This is a genomic window from Cyanobacteria bacterium GSL.Bin1, from assembly GCA_009909085.1.
Lineage (GTDB): Bacteria > Cyanobacteriota > Cyanobacteriia > Cyanobacteriales > Rubidibacteraceae > Halothece.
This window is the reverse complement of the sequence record JAAANX010000086.1, coordinates 19144-31281: the sequence shown is the minus strand read 5'-3', so window position 1 is coordinate 31281 and position 12138 is coordinate 19144. Positions and strand designations below refer to the sequence as shown.

The window sequence follows — 12138 nt, the reverse complement described above, 5'->3', positions numbered from 1 at the left end:
AAGATTATGTTTGTTCTCACTTTACTCGTTATTATTCTTCTGATTGTCCTGGGAATCTACCTCTTTTTACGTCAACGTAACCAGTCTCCTCAGACGGATACAACCGAAAATCATGCCCCCGAACATCGCACAATTTTTAACCTCCAACTCGGAGATATTGTGGAATACTTTGGACGAGACTGGGTGGTCGAAGGAAAACTGATTTACGAGGAAGATGGCTTTACCTGGCTCGAATATTTATTACAGGATCAACAAGATATCCGTTGGTTATCTGTGGAAGAGGATGATCGCATTGAATTGAGTTGGTTACAACCCACCCGTAACTTAGATATCCCCCGTAATCCGCCTAATCCCTTGACCTTTGAAGGGAAGACCTATCGCTGTATTGACTCTGGTGTCGCTAAGATGAAACGAGAAGGGTCTGTCTTAAATCGGCAAGCAGAACAATGTCATTACTTTGATTATGAAAGCGAAGACGGCAAGCTTTTATCGATTGAAGACTGGAATGGAGAGATTGAGGTAACTTCCGGTGAAGAAATTAGTCCGAGTGAACTCTCTATTTTTCCGGGAGAAGGACAATCAATCTATCGTTAAATCACATCCGCACTCAAGCTTAAAAGCGGAGAGGGAGGGATTCGAACCCTCGATAGAGTTGCCCCTATACAGCATTTCCAGTGCTGCGCCTTAAACCACTCGGCCACCTCTCCCGGTTTGTACCGCGATTTACAATTGTACAATAAAGGTTCTACGTTTTGCACATTTGTGCCCCAATTTCTGAAAAAATTTCTGATGACACGCTATTACACGATTTACATTCATGATCGTCAAAACGGAATCGAACAAACAGCGATGATTCCGGATGATCAATATATTCTCAAAAGTCTGGAAGAACAGGGGATTACGCTCCCCTTTTCCTGTCGGAATGGGGCTTGCACGACTTGTGCGGTGCGACGCCTCGCAGGAGAAATTGATCATCCAGAAGCAATGGGCTTATCCACCCAGCTACAAGAAGAGGGATATAACCTTCTTTGTGTCGGATATCCTCGTTCTGATTTGAAAGTGGAAACACAAGATGAGGATGAGGTCTATGAATTACAATTTGGTCGCTACTTTGGGAAAGGCAAAGTCTTGTTTGGTATTCCCTTAGATGAAGACTAAAGCGGGGTTGGGGAAGGGGGTTGGGTGTTAGGGATCCTTGGAGTTACTGAATCCCTAACCCCGATTCCCTATCCCCTAAAACCTTCTTGACCCCTATCCCCGAATCCCGAAAACCTAACCCCGTCTCAATCCAAACCGGCTATCTGGAATCCACCCATTTGACCCAACGGTTAAGGAAACTTTGGGCTTTAATTCGGTTGGAGAAGATTTGGCTTGGCTTCTCATGCTCCTCTGATATTTCTGAGTAGCACAAGCTAATTCTGTTAGCTATTTTCATCAACTTCGATAAAGATTGAAGATTAACCTCAATATCTTCTCCAAAATACCAGGTGCAATATTGAGTTTTTGATGGACGTTCTCCCTCACCAATTAAATAATAGTAAGCCAATCCAATTTGGTTGCTCAAAATCCAAGAAAATTAAAATTGGGTACATTTTTAATTTTGAGACTCGGTTTTGTTAACTGAATAGAGAAGAGAAACTGTTTACACTAAATATATCCCTTGCGGAACTCTTAATTCATTCATGCTTACTTTAATTTTATGCCACCAAACTGCTGATTTTGACGCTCTTGGCGCAGCGGTGGGATTGACTCGTCTTTATGCGGGGGCAAAACTGGTGTTAACGGGTGGGGCGCATCCGGGAGTCCAATCTTTTTTAGCCTTACATCGGGATGAATTAGCAGTTATCGAACGACGTAGTGTTCACCCGGAAGAAATTGAGACATTAATTGTGGTGGATACCCAGCAGCGCGATCGCGTTGGCAAAGCCCAAAGTTGGTTCGATCTGCCGCAACTGAAAAATGTCATCCTCTATGATCACCATGCGTTCCAAGGGGATATTCCTGCCACGATGACGCACATTGATGACGTTGGTGCAACGACAACCCTGATTGTCGAAGCCTTAAGAAAAGCGGGTATATCCCTCACTACCATTGAAGCGACCGTGATGGCATTGGGAATTCATAGCGATACGGGTTCTCTTACATTTCCCCAAACGACTCCCCGTGATGCCGAAGCCTTGGCTTGGTTAATGGCAGTGGGGGCAAATATCAATGTCATTGCCGATTATGTGGAACCGAGTCTTTCCCCCCAGTTGCAACAGTTTTTATCGGAAGCCTTAGACCAGGTGCAAATGGAAACCGTGCAAGGCTATACCTTAGCTTGGGTACATCTCGAAAGTGAGCAGTTTGTTCCGGGATTATCCAGCGTCGCAGAACGACTAATTGATGTGATTGAAGCCGATGCCTTGTTACTGCTACACGCTTATGCTCATGGGAATGAACCGCGAGGAAGTTTAATTGCGCGATCGCGCCTCCCGAAAGTGAATTTAAATCAAATTCTCGCCCCATTTGGCGGCGGCGGGCATAGTCAAGCGGCTTCTGCTAACTTAAAAACCGCTGATCCCGAAGCAACGCTGCAGGAACTGATTGCACAGATCAAAGGGCAAATCCCGCATCCGCCCACCGCCCAGGAACTCATGTCGTCTCCGGTGCGTACCATTCGCCCCAATACCACCATCGCTGAAGCCCAGCGCATTCTGCTTCGTTACGGACATTCGGGGTTATCGGTAGTGAATGAAAAGGACCAATTGGTCGGTATTATTTCCCGTCGCGATCTTGATCTTGCCCTCCATCATGGGTTTGGTCATGCCCCGGTCACCGGCTATATGACTCGTAACCTGAAAACGATCGCGCCGGATACGCTGCTACCAGACATTGAAGACCTCATGGTCACCTATGATGTGGGACGATTGCCGGTTTTAAAAGACAATCAACTCCTCGGGATTGTCACCCGCACCGATGTCCTGCGGCAACTCCATCAAGAACGGGGGATTGATAACTCCGATCAAGACCAGAAATCTTTAATTTCCGCTTGTTTACTCCCTAATTTCAAGCATCGTCTGCAACCCGCCCTCTGGAATTTGCTTTCTAATGCAGCGGAAGCAGCAGAAAAGCGCGGTTGGCATCTTTATATTGTTGGTGGGGCAGTGCGGGATATTCTCCTGGCGAGTCCGCCTCAGACGACGGAATCGAACGCCCCGCTATTTTTGCAAGATATAGATTTAGTGGTGGATGGCTTTCATCGCGCTGCGGATGTGGGGGCAGGTGTGGAATTAGCCAAGGCGCTGCAAAATGATTATCCCCCTGTTCGGTTAGAAGTGCATGGGGAGTTTCAAACCGCAGCGTTACTGTGGCATAATCATCCTGAATTAGATTCCCTGTGGGTGGATATTGCCACGGCGAGAACGGAATTTTATCCTTATCCGGCAGCGAATCCAGAAGTTGAAGCCAGTTCCATCCGTCAAGACTTATATCGCCGCGATTTTACCATTAATGCCTTAGCGATTCGGTTAACGCCACCGAAAAGTGGGGAACTGTTGGACTTCTTTGGCGGCTTGATTGATCTGCGATCGCGCTTAGTCCGGGTTCTCCACGCCAATAGCTTTATTGAAGATCCGACTCGGATTTATCGTGCTGTCAAGTTTGCGGTGCGTCTGGGCTTTGAAATTGAACCGCAAACCGAACAATATATTCGTTACGCGATCGCCAGTGGGGCGTATGATCGCTCTCGGACCGAAAATGGCAAAGCCCCTGCCCTCCAAACCCGCCTGAAAGCAGAACTCAAATATATTCTAGAATCCCCTTACTGGCGACCGGCCCTGCAGTTATTATCCGATTTAACCGCCCTGCGTTGTCTACATCCCCAGTTAGAGTTAGATGAACAGTTGTGGTGGCAAGTGCAATTTTTGGGACGGTGTTTAAAACGCTTTGATCCAGACCATACACTAACGCATTGGCAAATGCGATTAGAAGTGATTCTTGCTTATTTACCCGCTACAGAAGAACGAGTTTCCGTTGCGACACAACTTGAACTCCCTAGTGATAGTATTAAGCGCCTCAAAGAACTGGAAACTGCAAAAGCAAACATTACCACCCATTTATCGGAAGATATCTCACCGGCAGAAGCGCTTCCTCTGTACAAAACGTTACAACAGCAACGTGCGAATCTACTGCAGCAACCTTTAAGTACGCTTGAAATTCCGATTAAAAATACGCTTTTTCAAGAGGGATATCGTCCCCAAACCCTGGTAAAAGTATTACATCAGTATAAGTTACCGACACTGGTCTTAACTGCTGTTCAAACTTCTCGTAAGGTCAGAAGACGAATCTGGCAATATCTCACGGATTGGTCACAACTGAAAGCACCATTAGATGGCAATGACCTTAAAGCCTTAGGTTACAAGCCAGGACCCCAATATCGGGAAATTTTAGAAAGCCTTTTAAACGCGACCCTTGATGGTGTTATCCAAACGAAAGCCGAAGCACAGCAGTATCTCGCCCAACATTATCCGCAAGACTCGTGATACTTCTAGGGTAATCAGGTTGAGGCAATTGCCGGCTTGCTTCCCCGCTTCAATCACACGGGTAAGAAATGTTTTACACTATACTTTATGTCAACATGACTGCATAGTTAAAAAAATTAAGATACAATAAAACTAATATTAAGATTTAAGTCCTTTTTGAGTATTATTACTTTACTGTTATGCCCCAGTTAGATCAAACCTCTCCTGAAACCCTTGGCTTAGTTGCCGATTACTTTAAGGTGTTATCAGAAGTGAGTCGCCTTCACATCCTCAATTGTTTAAGAGAAAAACCCATGAATGGGAAACAACTGGCAGAAGCCACCGGTTTAGGACAAGCCAACCTTTCTAAACATTTAAAAGTCTTAACGCAAGCGGGAATTCTCAAGCGAGAACAACAAGGCGTTAGTGCTTACTATCGGATTAAAGATCCGATGATTTTTGAACTCTGCGAATTAGTTTGCGGCACAATTAGCAACGAATTTAAAGAACGAGCCGAATCATTTAGTCAACTGTCTAACTTTAATCTGGTTCGGAATTAATCAAAATGAGTATAACAACCTCTTCTAATCTTGACCAAAGAAAACGCTAAGTTTGGCTATATTCTGGGGAAGTTGGTGAGTTTTGTTGCTGAGGTTCCTAGTACCCGATGGCGTAAAAAGAGCAACCATTTAGAGTGCTGCAACAAATAAACCATCCATAATGTCTTGAAATTTCCCTAAGCAGCCTATAGCTACTGGATGATCATTTTCTTGGATTACTCTTAGTCATTAGTCATTAGTCATTAGTCATTGGCTATAGAAACTAAGGACGAAGGACAAAGGACATACAACTAAATTTTAATTCAAACGCTAGAGAGGGCGATCGCTGAAAAATTTGATAGAAAATATCATCGGTTTTCATGCTCTGTTTTTTTCTGATTGTGGTTTTCGAGATAGTTCTAGCACGCCCCACTATTTTTACTCACCACTCGTCCTACTGTTTGTAAAATTAGTTTGAAATCATGCCAAATGCTCCACTTTTCTTGATAGTGTAAATCGAGACGAACCACGTCTTCAAAATCGAGAATTTCAGAGCGACCATTCACTTGCCATTCACCGGTAATTCCAGGTTTGACATCTAATCTGCGCCAGTGATTAACTTGATATTGTTCTACTTCATCAACAGTCGGCGGACGGGTTCCCACTAAACTCATTTCTCCTTTCAAAACATTCCAAAACTGGGGAAATTCATCTAAACTAGAGCGTCTGAGAAATGCACCAACGCTAGTAATGCGCGGATCGTTTTTATTTTTGAAAAATGCCCCTTCAATTTCATTTTCGACTTGATGTTTCAGTTGTTCGGCATTAGAAACCATAGAACGAAACTTCCAGACACGAAACTTTTCTCCCCGTAAACCGTGACGAGTTTGACTGAAGAAAACTGGACCAGGACTATCTAATTTAATCGCGATCACGAGAGGACAATATAAAACACTGAGAATACTTAAACCCACCAGCGCACCTGCAATATCGACCATCCGTTTCAGCGGAGAATTAACAGAAGCATGGGTAACAAGCGCCTTCTTAGCAGTATTTTGAACAGGAATCCCTTTGGTTTCGGGTTGGCAAATCTCAGGGTCAATAATCCCTGTGGCTGTCATTGCGGTTTCAATAGCGGGAGAAAGACTCCAAAATTTCAGATTAATTGCTTGGCTTTTCGCTAAAGTAATAATCTGTCGAATTCCGCCGATAGCTGGGCTATCAATAAAGGTCACATTCGCAAAGTCAAAGACTAATGATTGTAGGGAATTTGTGGTTGCTAAAACAGATTGTAATTGCTGATTTAAGGTTGTAATGAAAGCGCGATCGAGATGTTTGGGTAATTGAATTAAAGCGGAACGATTGAGAATTGTGATTGTAAAATTAGGTTTGAAAGTTGTTTGAGTCATCATTTTTGTTCTTTGTTATTCGTTGTTTGTTCACTGGTCACCCTTCGACAGGCTCAGGGCAAGCTGGTCACTGATAACTGGTCAGTGCAGAAAGGGCTAATTCTCCAGCCAGTGACTCGCGAGTAACGTGCTGTTCTAAATCGTGGCAAAGTTGGTTAATCGGAGCGTGAGAGAAGATGCGCTGCGTAACACAGCAGGGGGAAGCAATAAAGCGGACTAAATCTCCTAGTGACCAAGCCACGGGAACACCGAGTAATTCTAAGGCTTGGGCTAATTCGACTTGGTGATCATCAACGTGCTCTTCAAAGTGGACAGTGCGAGGGACTAAAATGTACGGGGTTGTAGCGCGATCGAGCTGTCTGAGAGTCCCATCTCCGCAATGGGTAATCACTAAACGGGCTTCTTGCAAATAGTTGCGAAAGTCAGTTTCCCGAAGCAGTGGCTTGACTTCTACACCAGTGGGTTGATAGAGACAACTCCCTGATTGAAAAATAACGGGTTCATCAATAAAGCCTTCTGTCATTAAACAGTTAATCCAACGAGCGAGGCGATCAAAAGGAAATTTTTCAGTACCAACAGTAATAAAAAGCATTGTTTTCAATCTCTCCAATCATTAAACAGTAATCAGCATTGCTTTCGGATAACGGTTTTGCAGTTGGGGCCAACGAACATACAGCGCATCAATGAAGGGAAGGGTTAATCGCGCTGATAAACTCAGTTGTTCCACTCGGGTAATGGCTTCCACAAAAGCCGTTTGACAACCCCAGAGTTTTGCCAAGATTAAGAAGGGAACTGCCACCCCCGCACCAGAAGAAAGAACCAGTTTTGGGCGTTCTTGAGATAATATGCGCCACGCTAACCCAAAGTTACGGACGAGGTTGATTAAGTTGCGATTGGTGGGACTGTAAGCATGGTAAACTCTCTCTGTTGCTAAAGCCGTCTCAGTGCTACGAGAAGAGAAAGTAACCCAGCAGCGATCGCGCTGTTGCCAGAAGGGGGATAAATCATTTAAGGTCTCGAAATGACCGCCAGTGGAACAAACTAGTAAAACTTTCATGGTGTGAGGTTTATCGGTGTAAGTGATTTATATCTATATTTCTAGTATGGAAGCCTCACGTTTGCGTTCATGTTGGCGTTGCTGTTAAATTTGTATAACTTGTTACGATTGTGGAAATTAGACAGGCGCGATCATCAATAAAAAAATCGGACATAATGCCCGATCTAGTGATGATGCATTGAGTAATGGTTTACTGGGCTGCTTCCTGAGAGATCCGTTGCTGTTGCATCGTTCCCGTTAGCGCGATCGCGCTTGCTTCTAGGTTTCGATACCAGTTTTGCGGGAGTAACCACAGACAATAAGCTGCTATCAGTGTCAAGATGGTCCGATTCGGTTCCAGTAAAATAATTTGCCAATGGGTTCTCAGGGCGCGATACACAAACTCAACCGCCAGTTTTCCGTCTTGAAGACGTACCGCCCGCCGGGCTAAATAACGCAGTTGATACGCGCGAGCCATATTTTCCCAAGTTGCAAGTAAGTCTGGGGCATAAGTGCGGGTTTTAGCGATCACATTTTCCCAAGATGCAAGTTGTTTGAAGATGCTAGCAGAAAGCCCCCCTGCATTCACCCGATAAAGCGTCAGGGCTTCCGGTAAACCCTCAATTTCCCAGTCCGTCAAAATGGCAATCCGCAGCCAGCATTCAATATCTTCTGATTGACGAAAGGTTTCATCGAAATAATGCACTTCTTCCGCATCGGAAAAACTAATCTCTGACATGACTTCCCGACGAATTACCGGCGCGGAACCATTGCCAATGGGATTACGACAAAGTAAATATTCAGGGGTGATTCCCGTTAGTTTTGGCATTTGATAATAGCCTGTGGGTTGTCCTGTTTCATCCATAAACCCAGAGCGACTAAAACTGACCCCAACTTGAGGATTCGCTTCGAGATGAGCAAGATGTTTTTCCAGTTTTTCAGGTAACCAAGCATCATCAGAATCTAAGAAAGCTAAATAATCTCCGGTTGCATGGCGGATTCCAGTATTTCTGGCTCCCGCTAAACCACGGTTTTTTTGATGGATAATTTTGATGCGGGGATCTTGGAAGGTGCGACAAATTTCAATGCTGCGATCGGGCGATTCATCATCAATAATGAGTAATTCAAAGTTTTTGTAAGTCTGATTGAGAACAGATTGAACGGCTTGAGCAATATAGTGTTCAACATTGTAAACCGGAAGAATAACAGAGATTTTAGTCATGCGCTTAATTTGATAAAGTTTGAATAAAGATTTAGAGAGCAGAGAGTAGTTTGGAAGCGAGTCTGGTGCGACGGAGATGACGAGTTGTCCAGAGGGTAAACATCGGCATTGCGATTAAATGGGCGATTAAAAGCGCGATCGCGACCCCTAAAAGCCCACTCTGCACCCCAATCAACAGCGCCATTAATAAAATCCCTGTGAAGATAATGTTCCACTGAGAATCAAAACGGGGCTGATCTAAAGCGCGAGTGAGTTGAGAAGCAGCTTCTGCAAAAGGTCGTGGGAGTGCAGAAAGACAAATAATAATGAGGACAGGTAAGGCACCGACTGCGATCCACTTTTCTCCAAAGACAAGGGGAACATAAAAGGGAGCAGAGACACACTGTAATAAAATAATGGGAACTGCAATGAGGGATAGAGTTTTTAAGCCCTGCAAAAAGCGTTTTTCGAGTTTCTCTAAATCCTGATTTACCGCACAAAGCCAGGGGAAAAGAGCAGAATTAAAGGCACCGATTAAGCTCAAGCTAATGCCTAAACCCGCATTAAAGGCGAAATAATAAATTCCTAAGGCTTCTAAGCCCAAAAACCGACCAATCAGCAGATAATCCGCATGATTACGAGCCGTGGAGAGTAATTCCACACCCAGAATATGACGACCGAACTGCATGATCTCTCTTGTTTTAGTCAGGGTAAATTTCCCTGAAGGTCGCCAACTATGATTTTCCCGATTAATCACCACCCAAATCGGCGCGACTAAAACTTTCGGGAGGACAATCGCCCAAGCGCCAAACCCAAGAAGGGCAAAGATGACGGTTAACGCACAATCACTGATAAACTGCAAGGAATCGGCGGTTGCTGCCACTCGCAAGCGGTTTTCTCGAATATTGAGGGCAGCTTGAACACAGGCAAAGGGCAGCATCAGGTAAATGAACGCCATCACAATTAAAGGGAGCGCGATTGCGCTGTTGCCATAAAACTCACTCACAGGAAAAGCAACAATACATTGCAGCACAAAGAGTGACCCGCAGAGAATCCAATTTAACCAATAGGCAGTCTCATTACAGGCTTCTAATTCCGATTCGGGGGCTTGAATCAGCTTTGTGACAATACCACCGCGAGTAAAAACATTGATAAACTCATGAGCAGTGAGAACAACCGCAGCCAGCCCATAATCAGTGGGAGAGAGCAACCGCGCGATCGTCGCTGTAGTTCCCAATCGAACTACACGGTTAAGCATTTGCGACCCCCCTAACCACGCCAAATTTTGGAGAAAGCGGTTAGACAGTTTGTTTTTGAATCGGAATAAAGTTTTCTTTGTGCTTGCAAACATATTCTTCTGTGACCCAACCGAGCAATGATTGAATCATAAAAGTCTGTTGTCAGCGTTCCTGTTTGCTTTTCTGAGAGAGGTGTATAAGTTATTGTCTGACTTCTTCAGTTACAAAGGGATTGGTACAAAAATAAAGAAAGAATTATGAGTTTGCTGAAAAAGTCGAAAGGAACATTTCTCGTCAGCTTTGGTTATCTTTTATCTCCCCTCTCGTGGTGGAATGATTTATTTTTTTATTTACCTATTGCTTATGGCTTTGCCTATCTTTTGAACTGGATATTTGTCGATACTTTCTTTATTTTGACTGTAATTGGGTACTGGCTCTCCAATCTCTTAGGTATTTTGATGATGCAATGGGGAACGATCGATTTGTTCTTTGAAGAGCGTCAGTCTAACCTGAAACGGGATATTTTACTCGGTTTAGTCGGTTCCACAATTTATACCATTGTGATGATCCTGTTACTGTACTGGGATATTATTCAAACTCCCGATTTTTTAGCTGTGGATAGTTAAAGAAAGATGTGCAAAGTGTTGGACAATAACGCTGAACACCGAAGCCCTAGATTCCGCCCAAGCTAAACCAACTTGGGCGCAGGGTTTGGGATACACCTCGTCAGATTTGGATTCCCCTAGCTCTACCTCCTGCAGCAGCAAGAGGCAGCTTAGGATAAGGAAATGTCTGACAGTACCAGCTCAGCTGAAGGTACGTTGCGAGTTGTGCTGGCAGAAGTCATTAATTTTCAGTTGCCGGTGTGACCTGATCAATAACTTCTAAAGCCCCTTCTTCCTGGACCGTCCAAACATCATAACTCCCAACCGTATCTCCATTTTCATCAAATTGGATATCACCGCTCGCCCCTTGATAGTTAATTTCTTCTCCATTACGGATTAATTCCATTGCTTCGCAAGGATCAGACACTTCTGTACCTGGAGAATTGGCAACCGCACGCAAGTTCTCTTTAATCGCAGTTCCCGTATTTTCATCAGCTAACTCGGCTGCTAACATCATTAAGACCGTTGCATCCCAAGTATGAGGGACAAAGGCAGTGATTTCTCCTCCAACGTCAGCCTCCCATTTTTCTCGGAAATTGTCTAAGGCTGTACCACTGGCACCGGGAACTGTTCCTAAAGCTCCACTGATAATAGATTGTCCCTCAGGGGTTTGGCCCACATCATCAACAAATTCTGGAGAATAAACCCCGTCTGTCAGCAGTTCCGTTACCCCTTCACTTAAACCTTGCTGATAGGCGGCACGCATGAGAAGACTACCCGTCTCAGCATAGAGAACCCCTAAAACTGCATCCGGATCATTGCCAAATGCGGCAGCTGCTTCACTATCAAATGTAGTTGCTTTGGGGTCATACCGCACTGGATCATCTTCGTTGACAACGGTGCCACCCATTTCTTTGAAAGATTTGACAAATTCTTGTTCAAAGCCAACACCATAGTCATTGTTAATGACAACGGTTGAAACTCGTTCAAAACCCCGATCGCTGGCAAGTTGAGCCAGGGCTTGGGCTTGGTAGGTATCGGGGGGAGCTGTTCGTGCCCAGTAGCCATTAAAATCTCCTGCCGTCGCCCGTTCAGTAAAGACAGGACTGGTACTACCAGGAGAAATTTGCATCACTTCATTTCTCACAGCAATGTCAATAGTTGCTCCCGACACACTACTGGCAAAAGCACCAATGACCCCTGCTACCTGATCGACTTCTGCAAGTTTGGACATGGCAGCAGAACCAGCGTTCGGGTCGGTTTGGGTATCTTCTTGAATCAGTTCTACCGGTTGTTCGTTAACGCCGCCACAGGCGTTAATGGTATCAACAGCAAGATTAGCGGCTTTCGGCATATTTTGACCAATGGAAGAGAGATCCCCCGTGGTGGGAAACAACCCCCCAAGTTTAAGCCCTGCTGCAGCATCGCCACCCTCTGCTGGGGAATCTTCGGTTGTATTGTTATCGGTGGTTTGATTTTGTTGGCACGCCGTGGTTAAGAGTCCTGTGGAAAGCATTAATACCGCTAAAGAGAGTGTCAGCGGTTTTCTTGAAGTTGTTTTCATATTGACCCTTCCTTAAGAATTAACTTGAATTGAACCAAATTTTA

11 protein-coding genes and 1 tRNA gene are annotated in these 12138 nt (G+C 44.7%); 5 read left to right on the top strand and 7 right to left on the bottom strand.

Annotated features, from left to right (window positions below; all coding sequences use genetic code 11):
* The first annotated feature begins 6 nt into the window (after positions 1-6).
* Positions 7-594, top strand: a complete 588-nt coding sequence (locus tag GVY04_11045) for a DUF4178 domain-containing protein (GenBank protein ID NBD16646.1) — start codon at positions 7-9, stop codon at positions 592-594.
* Between the two features lie 26 nt (positions 595-620).
* Here the strand turns inward: GVY04_11045 and GVY04_11040 are convergent.
* Positions 621-707: transfer RNA gene (locus tag GVY04_11040), tRNA-Ser, on the bottom strand.
* A gap of 82 nt (positions 708-789) precedes the next feature.
* Between GVY04_11040 and GVY04_11035 the strand changes: the two genes are divergently transcribed.
* The 3 genes from GVY04_11035 (at position 790) to GVY04_11025 (ending at position 5062) form a co-directional block, all read left to right on the top strand.
* The gene (locus tag GVY04_11035; protein ID NBD16645.1) at positions 790-1158 is read left to right on the top strand and encodes a 2Fe-2S iron-sulfur cluster binding domain-containing protein; all 369 of its coding nucleotides are present in this window, start codon (positions 790-792) and stop codon (positions 1156-1158) included.
* A 524-nt stretch (positions 1159-1682) separates the two neighbouring features.
* Entirely contained in the window at positions 1683-4523 is a 2841-nt protein-coding gene (locus GVY04_11030; protein NBD16644.1) for a CBS domain-containing protein, read from the top strand.
* A 179-nt stretch (positions 4524-4702) separates the two neighbouring features.
* The gene (locus GVY04_11025) at positions 4703-5062 is read left to right on the top strand and encodes a metalloregulator ArsR/SmtB family transcription factor (GenBank protein NBD16643.1); all 360 of its coding nucleotides are present in this window, start codon (positions 4703-4705) and stop codon (positions 5060-5062) included.
* Positions 5063-5460: 398 nt separating this feature from the next.
* Here GVY04_11025 and GVY04_11020 read toward each other — a convergent pair whose 3' ends face one another.
* From GVY04_11020 to GVY04_11000, 5 genes are all read right to left on the bottom strand, one after another.
* On the bottom strand, positions 5461-6450 hold the full coding sequence (locus GVY04_11020) for an STAS domain-containing protein (protein NBD16642.1): 990 nt from the start codon (positions 6448-6450) through the stop codon (positions 5461-5463).
* Positions 6451-6517: 67 nt separating this feature from the next.
* Positions 6518-7042 (bottom strand): glucosyl transferase, encoded by a 525-nt coding sequence (locus GVY04_11015; GenBank protein ID NBD16641.1) that lies wholly within the window; start codon positions 7040-7042, stop codon positions 6518-6520.
* 21 nt (positions 7043-7063) lie between these two features.
* Positions 7064-7507, bottom strand: a complete 444-nt coding sequence (locus tag GVY04_11010; GenBank protein NBD16640.1) for a UDP-N-acetylglucosamine--LPS N-acetylglucosamine transferase — start codon at positions 7505-7507, stop codon at positions 7064-7066.
* A gap of 190 nt (positions 7508-7697) precedes the next feature.
* Positions 7698-8708 carry a glycosyltransferase gene (locus GVY04_11005; protein NBD16639.1) on the bottom strand — a complete coding sequence of 337 codons (1011 nt, stop codon included), beginning with the start codon at positions 8706-8708 and terminating at the stop codon, positions 7698-7700.
* 31 nt (positions 8709-8739) lie between these two features.
* Complete coding sequence (locus GVY04_11000) at positions 8740-10038, bottom strand: oligosaccharide flippase family protein (protein ID NBD16638.1); 1299 nt, start codon at positions 10036-10038, stop codon at positions 8740-8742.
* Positions 10039-10182: 144 nt separating this feature from the next.
* Between GVY04_11000 and GVY04_10995 the strand changes: the two genes are divergently transcribed.
* Positions 10183-10551: a hypothetical protein gene (locus GVY04_10995; protein ID NBD16637.1), complete on the top strand. Its 369-nt coding sequence runs from the start codon at positions 10183-10185 to the stop codon at positions 10549-10551.
* 220 nt (positions 10552-10771) lie between these two features.
* On the opposite strand, the gene GVY04_10990 is transcribed toward GVY04_10995, so the two are convergent.
* Entirely contained in the window at positions 10772-12094 is a 1323-nt protein-coding gene (locus tag GVY04_10990; protein ID NBD16636.1) for an ABC transporter substrate-binding protein, read from the bottom strand.
* Positions 12095-12138 lie beyond the last annotated feature (44 nt).